We start from the raw sequence: 4,507 nt of genomic DNA, 5'->3' as shown, positions 1-4,507 counted from the left end.
AGCACAGCACCCTGTAGCCGGGTGAGGTGTTCGGTGACCCAGATCGCCAGCACCGCCGCGCCCACGGTGAGGCCCTCCGCCACCACGACGAAGGGGAGCGCGCTGCCCTGTCCTGCCATCAGTGCCACCGCCCCCACCACAAGATGCGCGACCCAGACCGCCCACCAGGTGTTGATCAACGCCGCGTTGCTGGTCTTTTGCGACACACCGGCACTCGCGCGCTCGATGTCCAGCACGAACTGGCGCGGGAACCACCAGTTGACCACGGGTATGAACCACGCCACGACAGCCCAGACACCGGACGCCCCGACAGTCGCACCGGTGAGAACCCGCGCGTTAAGCCGACAACGCCCCAGCCACACAATGAACAACACGGCTGCCGCCGTCATGACGTAGACGAAGACCATCGACGCGAATCCAGACGCCTTCAGCGACGCATCCGTGGGATGCACGACGTGAGCCCTGACGGCCATGGCCCGGTACACGTCCACCACTGCCGCCACCACTATCGCGCCCTGCGCGAAGCCAGCGTGGAGCCGAGGAGACTTGGCATCCGGTCTTGTCATGATGGAAATCCTTCTGCTCGTGGGCGCCTGTCCTGTGGCAGCCGAGGAATGGTCGGCTGGATCACGCATCAATGCTTACCGGTCGTGCGTCCATGGCCCGGCTCGTCCTCGACGCGGTTGACAACGGCCGGGACCGGTTCACGGGGGCGCCACCTTACGGAGGGAGTGACGACATACGTGCCCTACCAGGGCGCCTTCCTGAAGTTCTGAGGAGTGCTCGCGTCGAGGCCGGAGAAGACCTTCGGACTGTGGGCTCCTGCCCCGCCGCACACCCGCACTTCTGTTACTCGCGCCTCAGCGCCCGCACGTACGCACCGATCACCGTGCGAGCATCGCCCTCAGCCAGGATCTCGCCGGCCTGCCCGGCACTCACCAGTTCGAAGCCCTCGGGATGTTTCAGCCGGATGTACGGGGTGTCCCACGGCTTGCCCAGGTCGCTGACTACGCGGAACCTGTTGTGGCTTTCCATGGGAAACATCGCACGCAGGCGAGGCTGTTCATGAGCCTCCGTGACGATGGAGTGCAGGCCCGGGGACACTTCCCGAAGGAGCGTACGCCAGTACGCCTCGATCAGGTCCGCCGCATTTCCGCTCGCGTACACCTCCTGAACCTCCGTGTACTCCACGAACGGCCACTGGGACTTGAGCTCACGAAGCGGCATCCCGCCGAGCCATGCTTCCGCCACCCCGCGCACGGCGGCCAGGTCCGGTGTGGTTCCCTGCGCGACTCCTTTGCCGCGGCGCGCGAAGTCCAGAACGAAAGCCCTCCTGCCGGCCCCGGCCAAGACGGACATCATGGAATCGTCGTGCTGAGCACGTGCGTGCAGTCGGCCCGGACTCGGGTTGGAGAAGCTCCAATCATCCGGTCTCCCACACATGGCGTTCAACGCAGCCGCGAGCGAGCCGTGCTCCGACACCTCGGGATACAGGGATTCGATGTCCTCAGTCATCCGCCTACTGTCCTGCACTCGCCCTCAGTCCTTCCCAGTCCGGTTTCGGGAACTCCTCAGCCGGGATCGCCTCCCCGTTCAGATAGAAATCGATGTCCCCCCAGTCGCGCCACCCTGCGTAGACGTAGTAGCCCACTCGGGACATCTCCCACTGCGTTCCGGGACCGCCCTGCCAGCCATTCGCCACGCCTCGGCGGTAGGCCTCGGCAAACAACTCCGATGGTGTCATGCCCGCGCCGTCAGGGCCGAGGACGCCGTGGAGCTCGACAGCGATGTTGATCCTGTCGTCCTTGAGGGCGTTGTTGACCTCGTCAACCCATTGCGGCGTCGATCCACCGTGGTAGTAGCCGTAGTCCTCGTGGTTGAAGGTCATCCCGCCCTTGATCTGTTTGGCCAGGGCATTGCCCGGCTTCCTGACGCCGAGCACCACGGTGTCGCCGGCCTTCGGGGAGCGCCCCTGCGGCTCATTGCCGCAGTGGTTGTGGACGAGCACCGCCGCCGTGCCCGCCATCACATAGTAGGTGTGGACGTGGGCGACGGTGAGGTTGTAGCGCCTGGCTGCGCCCGGAGTCGTGCGGACGGCCGCGATACGGACCTCGTGGCCGTCCTCGGTCACGAGCGCGTGGTGCGCCAGGAGCTTTCCGGCCGGCACCCACGCGTGAGCGGTCTCGTCCCAGAACGGGTGCTCGGACGTGGTGTGCAGGGTCGCTGTCCGGCCGTCCGCAGCGCGCACGGTCACGTCGAGAAGGTCGTCGTCGCGGTGCGTCAGGGTCGCCGTCACGGTGTGCGACCCGTCGTGCTTGCCTGTCCTTGGGTCGGCGGCCTCTACCTTGTCACCGACCTTGATCTTGCCGATCGGCTTTGTCCCGCCTCCCTTCATCAGAACACGGGTGTCGGGCGAGAAACTGCAGGTGCCTGCAGGCTTGGTGCCCTCTTCCCCCACGCCGGGTCCGCTGGGTCGGGCCGCTTGGGCGTCGGCTTCCTTGGCGTGTTCCTGCGCGTTGGCCTTCTTCGCAGCGATGATGTCGGCCTCGTCGTCGACAGCTTCATTCACAGCATCGGGACCCGCGCCTGCTGCTGCGGCGGCGTCACCGTCGGCCGTGCCCTGCAGAGCGCCTCCGGCGTCGCCGTCCACAGCACCCCCGACGGCCCCTGCGCCGCTGCCCTCCAGGCCTCCACCCGAGATGACGCCGCCGGCCACGTCGCAGGCCTGATCATGGCCCGCGCCGCCCCCGCCGATCCAGAACTCGCACTTGGCGACGTCCCACAGGGGCTCGATGACGACCTTGACAACCACCTTGACGACGATCTTCGCGGGATCGTGCTTGTAGTTGACCGTCGGTCCGCAATCCCCGAATCGGCCACACGCGTAAGGGTTTCCCGGGGAACCGGAGCTCGAGCCACTGCTGCTGTCGCCGCTCCCACCACCTGAGCTGCCACTGGAGGTGTCGGTGCCGCCGCCGCACATGTCCGAATTCGGGAAGTACTTGCAGTAGTCGTCGTAAGCTGACTGGTTTCCACCCGAGCCGGTGCCGTCGAGGGCCAGGCCGGTGGGGTCGCTGCCGCTGGCGGGGTTGTCACCGGCGTAGGCGTAGCCGCCCATCTGGTTGGGGTCGCCCGCTTCGAAGATCGGGTCGGGGGTGAGGAAGCGGCCGAGGGCGGGGTCGTAGTTGCGGGCGCCGAGGAGGTCGAGGCCCGTGGTGGCGTCGGTGGGTTTGCCCAGGAAGCCGTGGTTCTCGTCAGCGGCCACCCAGGTGGTGGGCTTGGTGCCGCGGGGGTTGCCGTAGGGGTCGTAGTAGCGGCGGGTGACCGCCAGCGAACTCGCGTCGATCGCGGTGGTGGCGGTGCCCTGGAGGTTGGCGACCTGGTAGCTGACGGTGCCGGTGCTGGAGCGGGTGATGGTGGTGCCGTGTGGGCCGGAGTAGTAGCGCAGGCCGGTCCAGGTCTTGGCGGAGACGTTCAGGGTGATCTGTTCGGTGCCGCCGAAGAGGTACAGGATGCGGGTCTTGTCGGTGCCGGCGGTGCTGCTGGTCTGCTCCAGCAGGTTGCCGTCGGCGTCGTAGAGGTACTTGCTGGTGTTGTTGGTGGTGCCCGAAGGGGTGGTGACGGTCGCGGTGCGGCCTTCGGCGTCGTAGGTGAACGTCTGCGTCTGTCCGGCCGGGATCTTGGTACCGGAGTCGACCGGGTTCCAGGTCTGGGCCGCAGTTCCGTTGCAGGTCCAGATCTGCAGCTGGGTGCCGAGCGTGGTGGAGCTGGACGGATCGTCCAGGCACTCGCCGGACTGCGGGTTGACCAGTGAGCCGTTGGCCGCGGCCTTCCACTGCTGGGCACCGGTGCCGTTGCAGGTGTACAGGTCGATCTTGGTGCCGTTGGTGGTGCCGCTGCTGGTGACGTCCAGGCACTTGCCGCCGATGCCGCGGATGGTGCCGTCCGTGCCTACCGTCCAGTTCTGGGCATTGGTGCCGTTGCAGGTGTAGATCTGGATCTTGTTGCCGTCTGTGGTGGACGAGGAGGCGTCGTCGACGCACAGCTTCTTTCCGGTGCTGGTGGTCAGCGGCGAGATGAGCGGGCTGGTGGTGAGGACCTTCCGGCTCATGGTGTTGCCGGCGTTCTTGTTCGGGGTGTAGCCGGTGTCGGTGTAGTTCGGGGTCCAGGTCGCGGTGCCGGTGGTCGGGTTGCTGCTGGTGGTGGTGCCGGACTGGTTGGGCAGTGCGGCGGTGGCGGTGCCGTCGGTGCCGGTGTAGGCGGTGGTCTGGGTGGTGTCGTTGAGCGCGTTGCCGCCGGTGTCGTGGTCGACCATGCCCGTGCGGTCGCCGAGCAGGTCGTACGTGTAGGTCTGCCAGTACGGGGCCGGGCCGCCGACCGTCGTGGTCTTGACAGGTGCCGTGGTGGTGGTCTGTACGGAGGTGCTGTTGCAGCCGCCGACGGCTCCCACGGGTGCGCTGGACGAGTCGGTGATGCCTCCGGTGTCCGTCCAGGCGGCGGTCAGACG

3 protein-coding genes are annotated in these 4,507 nt (G+C 67.1%); all 3 read right to left on the bottom strand.

Translation table 11 applies throughout. The features are described 5' to 3' along the window. Window positions 1–566: DUF4328 domain-containing protein (locus C3488_RS39175; protein ID WP_103845578.1), on the bottom strand; the 566-nt coding region annotated here is incomplete at its 3' end. A gap of 283 nt (window positions 567–849) precedes the next feature. Then, a complete protein-coding gene (locus tag C3488_RS39170; protein WP_146068029.1) occupies window positions 850–1,515 on the bottom strand; it encodes a DUF6193 family natural product biosynthesis protein in 666 nt (221 codons plus the stop codon). Between the two features lie 4 nt (window positions 1,516–1,519). After that, window positions 1,520–4,507, bottom strand: a 2,988-nt coding sequence (locus C3488_RS39165) for a ricin-type beta-trefoil lectin domain protein (protein WP_181139380.1), incomplete at its 5' end; no start/stop codon positions are given.

Source organism: Streptomyces sp. Ru72, from assembly GCF_002920635.1.
Lineage (GTDB): Bacteria > Actinomycetota > Actinomycetes > Streptomycetales > Streptomycetaceae > Streptomyces.
The sequence above is the reverse complement of the archived record's forward strand: the minus strand, read 5'-3'. Positions and strand labels throughout refer to the sequence as shown.